The sequence below is a fragment of the Cohaesibacter gelatinilyticus genome (assembly GCF_900215605.1).
GTDB classification, from domain to species: domain Bacteria; phylum Pseudomonadota; class Alphaproteobacteria; order Rhizobiales; family Cohaesibacteraceae; genus Cohaesibacter; species Cohaesibacter gelatinilyticus.
Genome location: NZ_OBEL01000001.1, coordinates 82,480 through 99,418 on the forward strand (window position 1 = coordinate 82,480; position 16,939 = coordinate 99,418).

General features: G+C 50.5%; 16 protein-coding genes and 1 tRNA gene. 13 read left to right on the top strand and 4 right to left on the bottom strand.

The window, feature by feature from the left end; all coding sequences use genetic code 11:
• Complete coding sequence (locus CRO57_RS00350; RefSeq protein WP_210200717.1) at window positions 1-843, top strand: carbohydrate ABC transporter permease; 843 nt, start codon at window positions 1-3, stop codon at window positions 841-843.
• Window positions 844-852: 9 nt separating this feature from the next.
• Window positions 853-1,920, top strand: coding sequence for an ABC transporter ATP-binding protein (locus CRO57_RS00355; protein WP_097151436.1), 1,068 nt, complete (start codon window positions 853-855; stop codon window positions 1,918-1,920).
• A gap of 92 nt (window positions 1,921-2,012) precedes the next feature.
• On the opposite strand, the gene CRO57_RS00360 is transcribed toward CRO57_RS00355, so the two are convergent.
• Window positions 2,013-4,394, bottom strand: a complete 2,382-nt coding sequence (locus tag CRO57_RS00360; RefSeq protein ID WP_097151437.1) for a transketolase-like TK C-terminal-containing protein — start codon at window positions 4,392-4,394, stop codon at window positions 2,013-2,015.
• Between the two features lie 121 nt (window positions 4,395-4,515).
• Between CRO57_RS00360 and CRO57_RS00365 the strand changes: the two genes are divergently transcribed.
• Window positions 4,516-4,986 (top strand): Lrp/AsnC family transcriptional regulator, encoded by a 471-nt coding sequence (locus CRO57_RS00365; RefSeq protein ID WP_097153110.1) that lies wholly within the window; start codon window positions 4,516-4,518, stop codon window positions 4,984-4,986.
• A gap of 58 nt (window positions 4,987-5,044) precedes the next feature.
• Window positions 5,045-5,488, top strand: coding sequence for an acyl-CoA thioesterase (locus tag CRO57_RS00370; protein ID WP_097151438.1), 444 nt, complete (start codon window positions 5,045-5,047; stop codon window positions 5,486-5,488).
• An 89-nt stretch (window positions 5,489-5,577) separates the two neighbouring features.
• On the opposite strand, the gene CRO57_RS00375 is transcribed toward CRO57_RS00370, so the two are convergent.
• Together CRO57_RS00375 and uxuA are read right to left on the bottom strand one after the other, a co-directional pair.
• Entirely contained in the window at window positions 5,578-7,041 is a 1,464-nt protein-coding gene (locus CRO57_RS00375; RefSeq protein ID WP_097151439.1) for a mannitol dehydrogenase family protein, read from the bottom strand.
• A 2-nt stretch (window positions 7,042-7,043) separates the two neighbouring features.
• A complete protein-coding gene (gene uxuA / locus CRO57_RS00380) occupies window positions 7,044-8,258 on the bottom strand; it encodes a mannonate dehydratase (protein ID WP_097151440.1) in 1,215 nt (404 codons plus the stop codon).
• A 127-nt stretch (window positions 8,259-8,385) separates the two neighbouring features.
• Here uxuA and CRO57_RS00385 point away from each other — a divergent pair, with 127 nt between their 5' ends.
• From CRO57_RS00385 to CRO57_RS00410, 6 genes are all read left to right on the top strand, one after another.
• Window positions 8,386-9,084, top strand: coding sequence for a GntR family transcriptional regulator (locus CRO57_RS00385; protein WP_097151441.1), 699 nt, complete (start codon window positions 8,386-8,388; stop codon window positions 9,082-9,084).
• Window positions 9,085-9,126: 42 nt separating this feature from the next.
• Entirely contained in the window at window positions 9,127-10,104 is a 978-nt protein-coding gene (locus CRO57_RS00390) for a TRAP transporter substrate-binding protein (protein WP_097151442.1), read from the top strand.
• Between the two features lie 69 nt (window positions 10,105-10,173).
• Window positions 10,174-10,677, top strand: coding sequence for a TRAP transporter small permease (locus CRO57_RS00395; protein WP_170955881.1), 504 nt, complete (start codon window positions 10,174-10,176; stop codon window positions 10,675-10,677).
• Window positions 10,677-11,954: a TRAP transporter large permease gene (locus CRO57_RS00400; protein ID WP_097151443.1), complete on the top strand. Its 1,278-nt coding sequence runs from the start codon at window positions 10,677-10,679 to the stop codon at window positions 11,952-11,954. The genes CRO57_RS00395 and CRO57_RS00400 overlap by 1 nt, the downstream gene beginning before the upstream one ends.
• 8 nt (window positions 11,955-11,962) lie before the next feature.
• Window positions 11,963-13,009, top strand: coding sequence for an L-idonate 5-dehydrogenase (locus CRO57_RS00405; protein WP_097153112.1), 1,047 nt, complete (start codon window positions 11,963-11,965; stop codon window positions 13,007-13,009).
• A gap of 47 nt (window positions 13,010-13,056) precedes the next feature.
• A complete protein-coding gene (locus CRO57_RS00410) occupies window positions 13,057-13,983 on the top strand; it encodes a sugar kinase (RefSeq protein WP_097151444.1) in 927 nt (308 codons plus the stop codon).
• 277 nt (window positions 13,984-14,260) lie between these two features.
• On the opposite strand, the gene CRO57_RS00415 is transcribed toward CRO57_RS00410, so the two are convergent.
• Window positions 14,261-14,335 (bottom strand) — tRNA-Thr (locus CRO57_RS00415).
• 296 nt (window positions 14,336-14,631) lie between these two features.
• On the opposite strand from CRO57_RS00415, the gene CRO57_RS00420 reads away from it, so the two are divergent.
• From CRO57_RS00420 to CRO57_RS00430, 3 genes are all read left to right on the top strand, one after another.
• Window positions 14,632-14,853 carry a hypothetical protein gene (locus CRO57_RS00420; protein WP_097151445.1) on the top strand — a complete coding sequence of 74 codons (222 nt, stop codon included), beginning with the start codon at window positions 14,632-14,634 and terminating at the stop codon, window positions 14,851-14,853.
• 144 nt (window positions 14,854-14,997) lie between these two features.
• Complete coding sequence (murA, locus tag CRO57_RS00425; protein WP_097151446.1) at window positions 14,998-16,287, top strand: UDP-N-acetylglucosamine 1-carboxyvinyltransferase; 1,290 nt, start codon at window positions 14,998-15,000, stop codon at window positions 16,285-16,287.
• A gap of 102 nt (window positions 16,288-16,389) precedes the next feature.
• Complete coding sequence (locus CRO57_RS00430; protein ID WP_097151447.1) at window positions 16,390-16,887, top strand: DUF2948 family protein; 498 nt, start codon at window positions 16,390-16,392, stop codon at window positions 16,885-16,887.
• The last annotated feature ends 52 nt before the right edge of the window (window positions 16,888-16,939 follow it).

The window sequence follows — 16,939 nt, forward strand, 5'->3', positions numbered from 1 at the left end:
ATGCTTGATAGAAACATCACGAATGGTTTGGCTGTGGTCGGTAAATATGGCGCTCTGGCCTGCTATGTTGCTTTTGCCATGTTGCCGCTATATTGGCTTTTGAAAATCAGTCTGACACCGGATCAACTGGTATTTACGGAAGGCACTGCCCTGTGGCCCAGTGCTTTGACCTTGGAGAATTTCCAATCGGTTATCTTCTATAGCGATTTCATGGCCTATTTCAAAAACAGCATCCTGGTTTCTCTGGGCACTGCATTGATCACCACTTTGGTGGCCACCGCAGCTGGATATGCCTTCTCGCGCTTTCATTTTGCTGGTAAGAATTTGATCATCGTGGCCATGTTGCTGACGCAGATGTTTCCGCTCCTTATGATCATCTCTCCCATCTACAAGATTTTTGCCTCTCTGGGGCTGCTGAATACGCTGACCAGTCTGATCATCGCCTATACGGCGTTCAATGTTCCTTTCGCTACCTTCCTGATGCAGTCCTTCTTCGACGGTATCCCGCAAGATCTGGAAGAGGCGGCCATGACAGATGGAGCAACACGGTTTCAGGCATTGCGCAAGGTTATCTTTCCGCTAACCTTGCCGGGACTTGCGGCAACACTGGGCTTTGTGTTTACCGCAGCTTGGAGTGAACTCCTGTTCGCCCTGATGCTTATCAGTTCCAACGATACCATGACTTTCCCGGTCGGTTTGCTGACATTCGTTTCGAAATTCTCGGTTGACTGGGGGCAGATGATGGCCGCAGGGGTCTTGGCCCTTATTCCGAGCTGTTTATTCTTCATCTTCATTCAACGATACCTTGTCCAGGGCCTGACCTCTGGCGCAGTAAAAGGATAAGACTGTCCGATGGCTTCTATTCAACTTCAGGATATCGCAAAATCCTATGGCGCTGTCGAAGTTCTGCGCAATATCGACCTCAGCATTGAGGAGGGAGAATTCATCGTCCTGGTAGGACCGTCCGGTTGCGGGAAGTCCACGTTGCTGCGGATGATTGCCGGATTGGAACCAATTACTTCTGGCGATATGTTTATCGGTAATGAATGGGTGAATGAGTTACGTCCCCGGGACCGTGACATTGCCATGGTATTCCAGTCCTATGCGCTCTATCCGCATATGAGCGTCGAACGCAATATGGGCTTCAGTCTCGAAATCCGCGGTGAAGACAAGGCTGAGCGGAAAAAACGGGTGCAGGAAGCGGCTAGAATTCTGGGCTTGGAACCCTATCTGGATCGTTTGCCCAAGGCTTTGTCTGGTGGGCAGCGTCAGCGTGTTGCAATGGGCAGGGCCATCGTGCGTGACCCCAAAGCCTTCCTGTTTGATGAACCTTTGTCAAATCTGGATGCTGCTTTGCGGGTGGAAATGCGACTTGAAATTGCCAAGATGCATAAGCGGCTCTCCGCCACCATGATCTATGTGACCCATGATCAGGTGGAGGCGTTGACACTCGCCGACAGGATCGTAGTCATGAATAATGGTGATATACAGCAGATTGGTACTCCAATGGAGCTCTATGCGCGTCCAGCCAATCTGTTCGTGGCGCAGTTCCTTGGGTCTCCGACAATGAATATCATTCAGAAAGAGGCCTTGTCCTCATCATTGATCGAGATGCTTGTCCCCGCTGATATCCGAGATAGCGTGACAAAACTCGGAATACGTCCCGAACATGTCCAGATTGTACAATCCTCCGACCAGGAAGCGGAAGACGGCCATATCACCGGTAAGGTGGTGGTTGTGGAGCATCTTGGTTCAGATGCCAACATTTATCTTGATTTGGGGAACCAGAGGCAATTCCTTGTTCGCCATCATGGTGATCTGGAGGTTGCGAGTGGCACCGAACTAAAGGTTCGCTTTGATCTCGAAAAGCTTCACTACTTCGACAATCAGGGCCATGCGGTGCACCAGCCATTCTTATGAACGGGTGATGTCAAAGACTGTAGTCTGATTGTGATGGCCAAATATAACAAAAGACAGGCCGCTCAACGCGGCCTGTCTTTTGTTTGTCTGTCTTAAAGAGAAGCAGCAATACCTTGTTTGATCCTGCCACCCACTGACAATCCTTCGACTTTCTCAACGATGGAAGCGGCATCAATGCCGTGATGGCGATACAGATCGCCAATCGAACCGGTCTGGCCGAAATGCTCGACACCAAGCGAGATGGTTTGATGTCCGATAACAGAACCGAGCCAGGCCAAGGTCGCCGGATGCCCATCAATGATTGTCACAATCTTGCAATGGTTTGGTAAATCGCCCAGCAATTGCTCCGCATGGGAGGCAGCATTGATATTGCCACGTGCCCGCGCCCGTTGCGCAGCTGTCCAGCCCGCATTCAACCGATCTGCGGAGGTAACCGCCAGCACACCGATGTCTCTTCTTGCCTCGGCAATAGCCCCTGCGGCCTTGATAGCCTCGGATGCAACAGCACCTTGATAAGCAATCACGATATCGCAATTGGGCCCGGGTTTGCGGAGCCAGTAGGCACCGTCCACGGCACCTTGACGAAAGGCATCATCAGCCCGTTTGACCGGTTGTTCTATCGGGTTGGTGGTTAGGCGCAGATAGACGGAGCCGCCGGTTTCATCTCGCAGCCATGTGCGCTCGTCAGGATCATTGTCTCCATCACGCTGCATGTAATCAAAGGCCCATTCCATGATCACGGCCAGCTCATCGGCAAAGGCTGGCTCGAATGATGCCAGTCCGTCCTGACTCATGCCGATCAGTGGGGTGCCAACTGATTGGTGTGCCCCACCTTCCGGTGCAAGGGTCACACCGGACGGTGTGCCGACAATCATGAAGCGGGCATCCTGATAGCAGGCATAATTGAGTGCATCCAAACCACGACACACGAACGGATCATAGACTGTTCCAATTGGGATAAGTCGTTTGCCGAACAGTGAATGAGACAGCCCCGCAGCGCCCAGCAGCAGAAACAGGTTCATTTCTGCAATTCCCAACTCGATATGCTGACCGGATGGATCAAATACCCATTTGGCGGTGGAGGGGATGCGATGCTCAATGAAGGCATCTTTCTGGGCTTCGCGTGCAAACAATTTGCGGCGATTGACCCATGGGCCAAGCTGGGTGGTGCCCGTCACATCAGGAGAGGTTGTGACGATACGGCTGGCCAACTCGCTATCTCCTTTGGAAAGATCATCAAGAATCTTGCCAAAAGCTGCTTGTGTCGATGTGGCGCGATCAGCGTTCAACTCGATAGCGGGGACTGCGAGCTTTTTATCGTGGTAAACCCGGCGACCTTTGGAGAAGAACGGTACCTGATCAAGAGCGGCTTTGAAGGCATCAACATCCTTGATGGTTGCGAATGGCTCCCACTCTTCGCCTTTGGCTACGCCCATATGGGCCTGCCATTCTTCCATTTGGGTCTTGTTCATCAAGCCACCATGATTGTCCTTATGTCCGGCAATCGGTGTGCCCCAACCCTTGATGGTATAGGCCAGAAAACAGGTTGGGCGATCATGATCAATGGAAGCAAAGACATCGGCCATGGTGGTCACGCAATTTCCGCCGAGATTTTCCATCAAGTCAGCGAGTTCTTCATCGCTGCGTTTTTCAATCAGCGCACTGACATCGCCCTGATCACCCAGATCATCCATCAGGCGTTTGCGCCAGACAGCACCACCCATGAAAGTGAGAGCGGAATAATCCTGATTGGGGCAGGCATCGATCCAGTTTTTCAGCTTCTTGCCGCCCGGTTCATCAAAGGCTTCTTGCTGCAGTTTGCCATATTTGACGCGCACAACATCCCAGCCAAAGGCATCAAAGATTTTCTCAACGCGCTCGAAAAGGCCTTCGCGCACGATGCCATCCAGTGACTGGCGATTGTAGTCGATGATCCACCAGCAGTTACGCAGATCATTCTTCCAGCCTTCCTGAAGGCATTCATAGACGTTGCCTTCATCCAGTTCGGCATCTCCGACCAAGGCAATCATGCGTCCAAGCTTCTGCTTCTGCCCCCAGTTTTTGGCTTTGATGTAATCCTGAATGAGGGAAGCGAAGCTGGTAATCGCAACACCCAAGCCGACGGAACCGGTAGAAAAATCTACGTCGTCAGCATCTTTGGTACGGGAAGGGTAGGATTGGACACCACCAAAGCCGCGAAAATTCTCCATTTGCTCGCGCTCAAGATTACCCATCAGATAATGCATGGCGTGAAAGATAGGAGAGGCATGAGGCTTCACTGCAACCCGATCTTCGGGTTTCAACGATGAGAAATACAACGCCGTCATGATGGACACCATGGAGGCGGAGCTCGCCTGATGACCGCCAACCTTGATGTCATCGACCTTGGGACGAATATGGTTGGCATGATGGATCATCCAGTGTGATAGCCACAAAAGCCGCTGCTCAATGGTTTTGAGATTTTGTTTTTCCATGCGGACCTCCTCCAGAATTCTGATTTTGGGCTAGAATATCTCGCTCCAATTGGTTTTATCTGGCTTTTTCAGCTGAGATTTGCGATAAAATTAGCGGTTATAACTCCAAATGGTCTTATTGATGGCAGAAATTGCTCAACTTGATTCTTTTGATACGCAAATCTTGCGCGCTTTGCGCGGTGATGGTCGGCTGTCGGTCCAAAATTTGTCCGAGCTGATTGGCCTCAGCCCCACGCCAACAGCGCGCCGTCTCAAACGGTTGGAAGAAACGGGTGTAATCAGGGGATATAGCGCCCTTATTGATGAAGTTGCACTGGGATATACGGTGACGGTCTTTGTCTCGGTTCAACTGGATAGACAGGTCGATGATGCCCTCGCCAGATTTGAGGCGGCTGTTGAGGCGTTTCCCGAGGTGGTCGATTGTTGGCTGATGACTGGCAATCGAGATTATATGATGCGCGTGGTTACATCTGATCTCAAGGAGTTCGAGCATTTTCTTGTACGGCAATTGACCAAAGTGCCTGGAGTATCCACCATTGAAAGCTCTATTCCCTTGCGACGTGTGAAGGATGGGCAGGCACGTATGCTGTAAATACCTGGCTTTATCCCGCATAGATGGCTTTGGATCTAACGAATGGAAATGGTGATATATGACACGCCCGGCACCTTATGAACGCAACAGGTTCAATGTCTTTATGCCATTGCAAACCCGTTGGGCCGACAATGATATTTATGGTCACATGAATAATGTGGTGCATTATGCTTTGTTTGATACGGCCGTGAATGAATGGTTGATTGATCAAGGACTATTGGATATCGAAAACAGCTCGCAAATTGGGTTGGTGGTGGAGACGGGCTGCCACTATTTTGCCGAACTGGCCTTTCCGGACAAAATTGAAGCTGGGATAGGGATCGAGCACATAGGCTCATCCTCTGTTATCTACCGCGTGGCATTGTTTCGTGAAGGCGAAGATAAAGCCGCCGCCCAAGGGCGTTTCGTACATGTCTATGTGGATCGTAAAAGCCGAAAACCAATGCCATTGCCCGATAACTGGACGAAGGCCATGAGGCCACTGTTGCTAGAGCTGACCTAGTTCAAACGGTCAGCCATCAGCTACACGGGTAAAGTGCTGCTATCAGAGATCCTTGCAAACAATCAGAATCTTATGATGACATGGTAGATCTATCTGGCCTCATTGCGTACCGCAGACTGCATGTCTTTGTCGAGCATCATTGTCAATTTCGATGACACTGTTGAATTCCAACGCTGATTCAAAATGAGATCCTTGGGCAAGAAGCCATCAAGTTTGGACAGACATGCCACTAATTCGTCCGGATTTTTCCTTGCCCCGATATTTCTTGCAATCTGGTCTTGTCTGGGATCGCGAAGCTCATAGGTTGCATTGGCATCTGTTCCGCGGACACAATAATACATCCATGCCGCAGTAGCGAAGGCAAATGGAGCTATCGATTGGCCTCTATCCAGCGCAGTGACCGCCGGTTCAAAAATGCGTTGGGGCAGTTTTTCCGTGCCATCCATTGCAATTTGATAGGTTTCATGACGAATGTTGGGATTGGCGAATCTTTGGAGCAGGGATTTGGTGTAGATATCCAAATCGACACCCGGGACCGGATCGAGCGTTTGTGAGGCTGCAATGATATGCCGTTTGACAAGCTTTGCCAGATCTGGATCGGTCATGACATTGCAGACATGGTCAAGACCGGAGAGAAAGCCGGCATAAGCCAGCATGGAATGTGCTCCATTCAACATGCGTAGCTTCATATTCTCATATTGAGCTACATCCTTTACCAACAAAGCACCTCCGGCATCCCAAGCGGGCCGTCCAGTTGGGAAATCATCTTCGATAACCCATTGGCTGAAAGGCTCCGTTTCAACCGCAGCAAGATCTATGCATCCAATTAGATCGTTTGCCCTGGACAGAGTATCTTGCGTTGTGGCCGGGGTAATGCGGTCCACCATGGTTGATGGAAACGAAACATGCGCCTCAATCCATTCGGCGAGAGTATGATCAATCTGGCGGGTAAAATCGAGAACACCCGCGCGCAGAAATGCACCGTTGTTGGGGAGGTTGTCACAACACAACACAGTGAATGGTTTCGTTCCTGCATTGTGTCGCCGTCGTAGGGCAGCAACCAGGATTCCCAGGACACCAACCGGATTGTCAGGGTTTGAAATATCTGCTGCAACTGCAGGGTGATCTTGATTTATGCCACCCGACACCCGTTCAATACCATAAGCCTTTTCTGTCACTGTCAGAGAGACAATGCGAATGCGCGGATCACCAAGTGTGTCCAAAAGCTGTTTGGTGTTTCCCTTGGCTGTAATAACTCTTTCGATGCTACCTATGATGCGGGCGCTGGTTTTATCCAAATCATGCTCGATCAATGTGAACAGCCCGTTTTGCGGGTTTAATTCTTCGGCTGCTTTGGGGCTTCGCAGATTTGCACCGATTATTCGCCAATCACCGCCTTCTGCCGCCAATGCATCATCGGTATATACCGCCTGATGGGCTTTATGAAACGCCCCAAGTCCCAAGTGAACAATTCCGCTTCCATGCTTACTTGGTAGATAGGCGGGCTGGCGCAAATGAACGGGGAGTGTTGTGGAGGTAGCAAGTCTTTTCATGCTCATGCCCTGGTATTGTCGATATATGTAAGGGCGGATATGACGCCGCGCAGTTCGGCAAGTCCCTTTAAGCGGCCGATCGCCGGATAGCCAGGTTGCGCTTTGCGGTGCAGATCATCCAGAATGTCCTGCCCGTGATCGGGGCGAAACGGAATGGAGCAATCCATGCGTCCGGATTCGCGCCGCTGTTTTTCCTCTTTCAGAACAGCCTGTACGAGGGCGACCATATCTGTTTCACCTTCAAGATGTTCGGATTCGTAAAAGGAACCCCGAATGTCCTTGCTTTCACGTGCAACGTTGCGCAGGTGAAGAAAATGGACCCTATCTCCTAACTGTTGCATCATCCTGGGCAGATCATTGTCCGGTCTGGCACCCAATGAGCCCGAGCATAATGTGATGCCGTTTGCGGGAAGGTCCACGGCATCCATTACCTTGCTATATTGCACCTCGGTAGACATGATCCGGGGTAAGCCAAGTAATGGGAAGGGAGGGTCATCCGGATGGCAGCAGAGTCTGATACCAAGCTCCTGCGCCAATGGTGTGACCTGTTCAAGAAAAGCGATCAGATTGTTGCGAAGTCCATTTTCGGACAAGATCGCGTATTCGGAAATATGTTGGCGCACCTGATCCAGCGAAAACGCTTCCGCAGCTCCAGGTAAACCGTAAACGACGTTGCGAACAATTCTTTTCTGAGCGGCGTTATCCATGGCTCTGTAGCGCGATGCTGCGATGTCCAGCAACGCTTCAGAATATTCTTCAGTGGCTCCAGCTCGTTTCAGGATATGTATATCGAAGGCGATAAAGTCATGCCAGTCGAACCGCATACAGGTACCCCCATTGGGCAAGCGATGCTTGATATCTGTGCGTGTCCAGTCTAGGACCGGCATGAAATTGTAGCAAACCACATCAATTCCGGCGTCAGAAAGATTGCGAAGACTTGCCTTGTAATTGTCGATGTGTTGTCGCCATTCACCTTGTTGTTTTTTGATGTCTTCAGAGACCGGCAAGCTTTCAACGACCTCCCATTGCAATCCTGACGACGTTCCATCGTGATGGAACGATATTTCTTTCTGTCTGCGGGCAATTTCTGCTGACGTCCAAATATCCCCGGTAGGGATATGATGGAGAGCTGTGACCACGCCTTCAACGCCAGCCTGCCGCATGTCTTGCAATGTGACTTGATCTTTTGGTCCAAACCACCTCCAGGTTTGTCTCATTTTATACTCTCCATTGATTTCGCGGATGAATCGTTTCCTGTTTCAAGTGTGCCATTTTCCATACTTCCATACAAGAGTGTTGACTTGTATGGAAGTATGGAGCATAAAAGTCAAGGGAGGATACCTGATGCAGCTACAACACGATAAAGCTTGGGACCTTAATCTTGAGGCTCCGATTGGACCGCAGCTCCACCGGATTCTGCGAGAGCGGATTGTCCGAAATGATCTGGTTTCCGGTAGCAAAATTTCCGAGACCGAAATCGCGAGATTCTATTCAATCAGTCGTCAACCGGTTCGTGAGGCATTCATCAAGCTGTCAGAGGAAGGGTTGATTTCAATACGACCTCAACGCAGCACCGTTATCAAAAGGATCGATTCTGAAGCTGTTTTGCATGCTCGGTTCATCCGTGAGGCGATTGAGGCTGACATAGTAAAATTGTTGGCCACGAAATCTGACCCCGCACTTGTGCGCGAATTGCGTGCGCAACTTGCGGAGCAAGAGCGTGTTGCGGGAAGTGATCCCGTAAAATTCACACGGTTGGATGAGCGCTTTCATCGAACTCTGGCAGAGGCGTCAGGCAATGCCAGCGCATGGAAATTCATCGAAGGATTAAAGTCTCAGATGGATCGGGTGCGGTTCTTAAGCCTCAGTTTTTTCCCAATGCCCAAGCTGATTGCTCAACACAAAGAAATTGTTGATTGCATCGAAGTCGGAAATATTTCGCAAGCAGAAAGCGCAATCCGGCTTCATTTGAAAGAAATCCTGAAAGATTTACCGGAGATCCAGGCTGTAAATCCTGAGTTCTTTAGTCAAGCGCCCGAATAACAACAATACAGGCAATTACCTAAACAATCATGGAGGAAGATTATGAAGATTACTAAAACGATCGTGACTACCCTCGCTGCGGGTATCATGGCTCAGGTCATTGGTGGTTCAGCCATTGCGCAAGACATGACGTTGAAACTTGGTCATTTGGCCAACGAGGCGAATCCTTGGCATAAAGCGTCTGTTAAATTCGGCACTGAGCTTTCCCGTCTGACAGATGGCCGCATCTCGGTTGAGGTGTTCCCAAACGAGTCTCTTGGCAAAGAGGTTGACCTGATCAACGGAATGCAACTGGGAACAGTTGATATGACGATCACCGGGGAAAGCTTGCAAAATTGGGCTCCCATGGCAGCGTTGTTGGCTGTTCCATATGCCTACAAATCGATTGAACATATGGATCAGGTTGCCGGTGGCGACATCGGCGATCTGATTAAGGCACAGATTGTCGAGAAGGCAAAGATTCGCCCCATCGCACATTTTGCACGGGGGCCGCGTAACCTGACATCCAACCGCGCAATTCCTTCACCCGATGACCTGAATGGCTTGAAAATGCGCGTACCAAACGTGCCGCTGTTTGTTGATGTATGGAAGGCATTGGGGGCAAATCCGGGACCGATGGCCTTCTCCGAAGTGTTTACAGCACTTCAGAATGGAACAATTGACAGCCAGGAAAATCCCCTTGCATTGATCCGCTCGGCAAACTTCAACGAAGTTCAAAGCCATATAAACATGACGGAGCATGTGCGCTCATGGATCTATCTGACAATCGCCGAATCTACCTGGCAGAAATTGTCAGCAGAAGATCAAAACGCTGTCTTGCAGGCCGCAGCCCTTGCACAGGCCTATGAGCGTGGTCTCTTTGAAGCATCAATTGCCGCAGATCGTGCCTATCTTGAAGGCAAAGGCATGACGTTTGTCGAAGTAGACGGGGCGGCTTTTGCAGCCAAAGCCAAAGATGCAGTGCTGGCCAATGTCAATGATGAAATCAAGCCCATCGTTGATGACCTTTTCAAGCAGTAAGTCTGATTGAATGATATCACTCGGGGCCGGTGTCAATCGGCCTCGCTTCTACTGCTCCAAGGGGTAATCATGTCGATCCAGCATATTCAATCGATACTTGTCAAAATCTGCCGTGCCGGGGTCGGACTGGCATTTTGCCTGCTGCTTGGAACGGTTTTGTATCAGGTTATTGGCCGCACATTTACGATGTCATTCGTATGGACCGAAGAGTTAACTCGCTACACTTTGCTCTATGTTGCTGCATTTGGCGTTGGATTGTCCTTGCTCAGTGGTGAACTGGTCAATGTCGATGTGATTTGCGAATCCTTGCCTGGTGAATGGCCCAGGCGATTAAGATTAATTTCAGCGCTCATTACAACTCTCTTGTGTTTGGCATTGATTGCTCCGGCATGGAAATACACTGCTATCGGAGCTCTTCAAACATCACCCGCAATGGGCATTCGAATGGACTTTGCCCACGCGAGCGTTCTCATGCTTCTGCTGCTATTGCTCATATTCGCTGCACTACGCGTTGTTTCAATGCTTTGGGGCGGTGCCTCAGGACTCTCTGAAGAGAAAGAGGATAACACCTAATGGAAGTTGCTGTTCTTATTTCAATTTTTGTAATCGGCCTGATCATAGGTTTGCCTGTTGCAATCACCCTCGGTGTTGCGTCATTGGCCTATTTGTTGGTTGCAGAAATTCCTTTGGTCGTCATGCCACAGAAAATGTATGCAGGTATGGATGTGTTCGTTCTGCTCAGTATTCCAGGTTTTGTCCTTGCTGGTAATTTGATGAATAGCGGTGGCATTACAGAGCGGATTATCCGTTTTGCAAGTGCGTTGGTTGGTTGGATTCGCGGCGGGCTTGGTTTGACAAACATCGCAGCCTCAATGCTGTTTGGTGGCATTACCGGGACAGCCGTCGCTGACGCGGCCTCGATCGGTGGCGTCATGATCCCGGGAATGAAAAAGGCTGGTTACCCTGCAGATTTCTCCGCAGCCGTTACTGCTGCGTCTTCAACTGTTGGGCCGATCATTCCTCCAAGTGTTCCAATGATCATTGTCGGTGCATTGTCCGGCATCTCAGTGGGTAAGATGTTTCTTGCTGGTGCTATACCCGGCATTCTGATGGGTGTCGCGATGATGGTCACCTGTTACATCGTCTCTGTTAAAAAGAACTTCCCTCGGCAGGCATGGCGTGGGACGTCTGAGTTGGGGCGATCTTTCGTGTCTGCGTTTTGGGCACTGGCAATGACCGGCCTGATCATCTACGGACTTTTGAGTGGATTGGCGACACCAACCGAAACTGCTGTGATCGCGAGCCTTTATGCACTGATCGTAGGAGCGTTCGTCTATCGTGACCTGAAGCTGTCTCAAGTTCCCAAAATCCTGATTGATAGTGGGGTGTCCTCCGCAGCTATTCTGGTTCTGGTCGGTTTTGCAAATGTGTTTGGGTGGATTCTCGTCTCCGAGCGCATACCGCAAGCAATCGCATCGGCGGTCCTTTCTGTCACCGAAAACAAATTTCTGGTGATCCTGATTGTCAACATCCTGCTACTGTTTGTAGGCATGTTCATGGAGACAATTGCTGCCCTCATTATTCTTTTCGTTCCGTTGTTGACCTTGGCCCAGGCAGTTGGTGTCGAGCCGCTTCACTTTGCAACCTTTGCGGTGTTGAACCTGATGATAGGACTGACAACTCCTCCCGTTGGTGTCTGTCTGTTTGTCTGCGCGAATATCGCGCGCCTCCCGCTTTCACCTGTTGTTTGGGCCATTCTGCCCTTTTTGGCGACCAATATCATCATCTTGTTGATGGTCTCCTACATTCCTGCTCTGGCGACTTGGTTGCCGTCCATTCTGATCCCGTAGGTGCTGCTATGCATACACGTATCTGCCGTCTGCACGGCAAAGAAGATATTCGAATTGAAACCTTGAGTGTCAGCGCACCAAAAGAGGGAGAGGTAAGAATTCAAATGGGTGCCGGCGGCATCTGTGGATCGGATCTGCATTATTATCAAGATGGAGGCTTCGGGCCAATTCGGGTCAAAGAGCCTATTATTCTGGGTCATGAAGTTGCGGGAACGGTTCGTGAGATCGGTCCGGGTGTTGATGGATTAAGGCTTGGTGATCGTGTTGCTCTGAATCCCAGCCATCCATGCGGCACCTGTAAATTCTGCTCTTCAGGCCTGTTTCAGCACTGCATGACAATGCGGTTTCTGGGGTCGGCCTTGCGGTTCCCACATGAACAAGGCGCATTTCGCGACCAGATCGTTTTGAAGGCAGGTCAATGTGTTCCTGTCAAAGACAGCATCACGCTGGCCGAGGCGGCTTGCGCGGAACCGCTCGCTGTGTGTTTGCATGCCAGAAACCGTGCACCGGATCTAAAGGGTCGCCGTGTTCTGATCACTGGCGCCGGACCGATTGGCGTTTTATGCGCCGCTCTTGCCGCCGAAGCAGGAGCCCACGAAATCGTTGTCACAGATTTGAAGGATTTGCCTTTGAACGTTGCGCAGCAAATGGGCGCAACGCAAACCATCAACATCACCACCGATGCAACACAGTTCCAAACCTATACATTTGACAAAGGGTACTTCGATGTCACCTTTGAATGCTCTGCAGCGGCTCCCGCCATTCACAGTGCAGTCAATGCAACGCTTCCACAGGGAACGATCATTCAGGTCGGTGTAACAGGCGATGTGTCTGTACCTTTAAATGTCATAGTAGGTAAAGAAATCAATTTTCTGGGATCTCACCGTTTTCATGCAGAGTTCGATTTGGCAGTTGATCTATTGGGAAGCCGGGGCGTTGATGTCAGGCCGATGATCACAGCTACGTTCCCATTGGAAAAGGCTGCAGAGGCGTTGAAAGTCGCTGGAGATCGCAGCAAAGCGGTCAAGACCCAGCTTTCTTTTGCTGCAGAATAAAAACTCTTCATGCAAGACGATTTTTACTGTTTTTAGGAGAATTTTTCTTGAATTCGCCAAAACATTCCCTCCGTTCGGTTGCCTGTATTGGCGAAGTAATGGTCGAGCTCAGTCCCGAAGCTCCTGAGTGCTTTAAAGCCGGTGTGGCTGGTGATACTTTCAATACCGCCGTTTATCTCGCCAGGGAGTTGAAAAACAACTCCGTGAAAGTCTCCTACGTCACCGCTCTTGGAGCCGATCTTTTTTCGGACAGGATCTTGGCGGAGATCAAACAGCATGGCCTGGCAACAGATCATATCGAAAGACGGCCCGACCGCATGCCCGGCCTGTATGCAATTCATACGAATGGCAGCGGCGAACGCAGTTTTAGCTATTGGCGGGAAACTGCGGCAGCCCGCACTCTCTTTTCCGAGCCATGCGAAGTCGAGCTGGACCGTATGTCATCATTTGATTTGGTTTTCTTGTCAGGGATAACCATGGCAATCTTGCCACCGCCTGTACGCAAGGCAGTTATTGATTGGGCCGAAGGCTTTCGAAATGCCGGGGGTACATTGGTCTATGACAACAATTACCGCGCCCGCCTGTGGGAAGACATTGCTACAGCGAGAGAAATCAACTCAGCTATGTGGAGCCTTGCAAATATTGCACTTCCTTCTCTGGAGGATGAGATGGAACTGTTTGGGGATGTTGATCGCATGGCAGTTGTCGACCGATTGCATGATGCAGGGGCAACACGTGGTATTCTCAAATGCGGGGCTGACGGACCTCTGGACCTTTCAACGGGGCTTGAGATCAAAGTACCGCCTAGGGAGGGGCCTGTTATCGATAGCACCGCTGCGGGCGACAGCTTTAATGCAGGCTTCCTGGCGTCTCATATTGCTGGACATAGCGACATTCTTTCTGCCAAGGCGGGCCATGCACTCGCTGCCTACGTAATCGGTTTCCCGGGGGCAATTGTGCCTTCGAGGGATTAGCCGCAATCATTGCGCTGAAAGAGAGAGTGCTTAATGCCGACTCTAAAGGGCCTGAGCCTAACACTCTAACCGGAACACCCGAAGTTGTTCATGTCTTCCATGGCGGAGATATCTAATCCGACTGTGCCTAAACGCGCCAGGCGTTGCGGCACATCAGCGGTTTGTTCTTGATCGTTCTGCAGGAGTAAATCAGGGAATCGATAAGAGAGAGAGTAATAATCAGCCTGCAAAGCCACTGATATTTGGGATATTCTTTTAATCAGGCACAAAAAAACCGTGGTGCTGCCAGAGAGAATTGAACTCTCGACCTCTCCCTTACCAAGGGAGTGCTCTACCACTGAGCTACGGCAGCATACCACGGTGTTTTGATAGGGCACTCAATGTCGCCCCAATGAGGGCGGTTTCTAGAGCAGCTTCAGCGACATTGCAAGCCTGTTTTTTGAAAAAGACGGCTTTCCTGTGAAAAGGCGAATTTCCTATCCAGCTGACAGCTCGATAATTTTACCTCTCACGCTAACCAAGGCGGAAAATTTCTGCCAAATGACCATGAAAAGGCCCTATTGTGGGCTTTTTTGTGCTGTGCTTTTGGTTTAAGAAGTTCGAAATCATAAAAGATCTCTCTGGAGAGATTTATGTTAGGAAATATGTGTGTCTGATAAGTGCCAAAACTCATCCGATCAATCTGCTGGCGACAAAGTGAAGTCCCCTGGTCGCAAGATTGGAAAAGAGCGAGATGAGCGTCTGTCGAGTGCTTTGAGAGGCAATTTGCGTCGGCGCAAGGCACAAGCCAAGAAGCGGGACGATAAGGATTTGGGTTCAAAGGGTCCTGGATTGCTGGCGGCTATCAAGTCGGAAGCAAAGGACCAGTAAGATCCCTTGATCCATGATCAAGCTTGCCTTGTTGTTGAACAGGCAAGCTTGGAAAATATCAATGACGGTGAGCATTTTTCTGATAGCTCCCGAACCTGTCACACATAGTGGCAGGTGAATAGCGAACAAAAGAGAGAGAAGCAAATGGATGCAATTCGCATTGTTGGTGGTGCAGAACTGAATGGGGTTATTCCTATTTCCGGTGCAAAAAATGCGGCTTTGCCGCTTATGATTGCTTCTCTGCTGACTGATGAAGAATTGGTTCTGGAAAATTTGCCTCGCCTGCGTGATGTGCAGCAATTGCAGCAAATCCTCTCCAATCATGGTGTCTCCTACATGATCGAGGGCAAGCGTCCAGGTCAGGGCAGCATGGATGGTCAGATCGTCCATCTGCGCGCCAAAGAAATTATCGACACCAAGGCGCCTTATGAGCTGGTTTCCAAAATGCGTGCCAGTTTCTGGGTGATTGGTCCTTTGCTGGCCCGTATGAAAGAATGCCGTGTGTCTCTGCCTGGTGGTTGCGCAATCGGAACCCGCCCGGTCGACTTCTTCATTGATGGTCTCAAGGCACTCGGTGCTCAAATCGATATTGAGCGCGGTTATGCGGTTGCTTCAGCTCCTGATGGCTTGCAAGGCGCAACTTTCGAGTTCCCAAAAATTTCTGTTGGTGCGACTCATACGCTGATGATGGCAGCCTCTCTTGCAAACGGTGTGACTACTCTGAAAAATTCTGCGCAGGAGCCAGAAGTCACCGACCTAGCCAATTGTCTGATTGCAATGGGTGCCAAGATTTCTGGTGCGGGCACTGACACCATCACCATTGAAGGTGTTGAGAAGCTCCATGGTGCGCGTCATAGCGTTTTGCCAGATCGCATCGAGACTGGCACCTATGCAATGGCTGTGGCCATGACCGGTGGTGAGGTCATGCTGAAAGGGGCACGTGCAGACCTGTTGCAGTCCGCTCTGGATGTTTTGGAACAAACCGGCACCCACATTACCGTGACCAATGAAGGCATTCGCGTGGCACGCAACGGTACGGCACTGAAGGCAGTGGATGTTACAACAGACCCATTCCCGGGTTTCCCGACCGATTTGCAAGCCCAGTTCATGGCTTTGATGACTCGTGCAGAGGGCACATCGACCATCACCGAGACAATCTTTGAAAACCGCTTCATGCATGTGCAGGAACTGGCCCGTCTTGGCGCTTCCATATCCCTGGACGGTCAGAAAGCTCATGTGGAAGGCGGAAGTGAGCTGAAAGGTGCTCAGGTCATGGCAACCGATCTTCGTGCATCTGTGTCGCTGGTGATTGCGGGCCTGGTGGCTGAGGGTGAAACCAAGGTCAACCGCGTCTATCATCTGGATCGCGGCTTTGAACGTTTGGAAGACAAGCTGACAGCCTGCGGCGCTACGATTGAACGTATCTCTGCTTGACCAAGAGCAGCTTCCTGTCTGCGTGCAATTTCTCGGGCTTGTAGATTGACAGGATGCATCCTATCTAATCAACAATAGAGAAATCAATTTGGAGAGCGGATCATGACCCCTTTAAAGCTTGCCGCACTTGATGCAGAGGATCTGGAAATCTTGTCCAGCCATAGTCAGGATGCTGTCGTCAAGGTGGGGGATATCTCTTGGCTGAAGTCAGAGCATCGGTTGGTCATTGCCATGCATCGCTTTGCATGGGAGCAGGCGCTTTCGCAAAAGAAAGGCCTGTTCGCTCCAAAGCCAACCTATGAACGCAGGCAATCTGTTCTGCATTTCGATCAAGTGCTGGGTGTGCAGGCTCGCAATATCAAAATGCAGGCGAAAGACGCGGTTCTCAATCTGCTCGCCATTACCTTTGAAAGCGAAGGTGAAGGGCCAGGTGGCAATGTAACTCTGGTCTTTGCTGGCGATGCGGAATTGCGCTTAAAGGTCGATTGCATCGAGAGCCAATTGGCTGATGCCGGCAGTGCTTGGGAGACGGAAAATCTGCCAGAGCATGAAGCAGCTGAAACATTTGAAGAGTTGCTTAAAGACCAACCGCAGGCATAATACCAAAGGCCGGATTTTCAAGCTTCGTGGACTGCATCGCCGCTGCCTTGTG

Bases quoted from the DNA above. Each gene is read 5' to 3' on its own strand.
- CRO57_RS00370 (WP_097151438.1), top strand. From the start codon at position 5,045: ATGACACGCCCGGCACCTTATGAACGCAACAGGTTCAATGTCTTTATG.
- CRO57_RS00395 (WP_170955881.1), top strand. From the start codon at position 10,174: ATGTCGATCCAGCATATTCAATCGATACTTGTCAAAATCTGCCGTGCC.
- CRO57_RS00360 (WP_097151437.1), bottom strand. From the start codon at position 4,394: ATGGAAAAACAAAATCTCAAAACCATTGAGCAGCGGCTTTTGTGGCTA.
- CRO57_RS00375 (WP_097151439.1), bottom strand. From the start codon at position 7,041: ATGAAAAGACTTGCTACCTCCACAACACTCCCCGTTCATTTGCGCCAG.
- CRO57_RS00355 (WP_097151436.1), top strand. From the start codon at position 853: ATGGCTTCTATTCAACTTCAGGATATCGCAAAATCCTATGGCGCTGTC.
- CRO57_RS00365 (WP_097153110.1), top strand. From the start codon at position 4,516: ATGGCAGAAATTGCTCAACTTGATTCTTTTGATACGCAAATCTTGCGC.
- CRO57_RS00385 (WP_097151441.1), top strand. From the start codon at position 8,386: ATGCAGCTACAACACGATAAAGCTTGGGACCTTAATCTTGAGGCTCCG.
- CRO57_RS00430 (WP_097151447.1), top strand. From the start codon at position 16,390: ATGACCCCTTTAAAGCTTGCCGCACTTGATGCAGAGGATCTGGAAATC.
- CRO57_RS00405 (WP_097153112.1), top strand. From the start codon at position 11,963: ATGCATACACGTATCTGCCGTCTGCACGGCAAAGAAGATATTCGAATT.
- CRO57_RS00350 (WP_210200717.1), top strand. From the start codon at position 1: ATGCTTGATAGAAACATCACGAATGGTTTGGCTGTGGTCGGTAAATAT.
- CRO57_RS00400 (WP_097151443.1), top strand. From the start codon at position 10,677: ATGGAAGTTGCTGTTCTTATTTCAATTTTTGTAATCGGCCTGATCATA.
- murA (WP_097151446.1), top strand. From the start codon at position 14,998: ATGGATGCAATTCGCATTGTTGGTGGTGCAGAACTGAATGGGGTTATT.
- CRO57_RS00390 (WP_097151442.1), top strand. From the start codon at position 9,127: ATGAAGATTACTAAAACGATCGTGACTACCCTCGCTGCGGGTATCATG.
- uxuA (WP_097151440.1), bottom strand. From the start codon at position 8,258: ATGAGACAAACCTGGAGGTGGTTTGGACCAAAAGATCAAGTCACATTG.